Origin of the sequence: Shewanella sp. POL2, assembly GCF_000282755.1 — a bacterium.
Taxonomy (GTDB): Bacteria; Pseudomonadota; Gammaproteobacteria; order Enterobacterales; family Shewanellaceae; genus Shewanella; species Shewanella xiamenensis.
This window is the reverse complement of the sequence record NZ_AKZL01000237.1, coordinates 1-240: the sequence shown is the minus strand read 5'-3', so window position 1 is coordinate 240 and position 240 is coordinate 1. Positions and strand designations below refer to the sequence as shown.

Annotated in this window: 1 protein-coding gene; it reads left to right on the top strand. The window is 62.1% G+C overall.

Annotated features, from left to right (window positions below; all coding sequences use genetic code 11):
* A partial coding sequence (locus SHEWPOL2_RS22220) for a VCBS domain-containing protein (protein WP_037431969.1) occupies positions 1–240 on the top strand: 240 nt, incomplete at both ends.

The window sequence follows — 240 nt, the reverse complement described above, 5'->3', positions numbered from 1 at the left end:
ATCATTAGCGGCACAGATGCCGGTACGGTCACCGAAGACACCCAGCTCACAACTGGTGGCCAACTCACGGTCACCGACATCGACGACCAGGAGTCGGCCTTCACGGCGCAGGCCAAGACCGCGGGCAGCTACGGCAGCTTCACGCTGGCGGCCGATGGCCACTGGACCTACACGCTCAATAATAGTCTCCCAGCAGTCCAGGCCCTAGGCCAAAACGGCACGCTGACCGACAGCCTTACT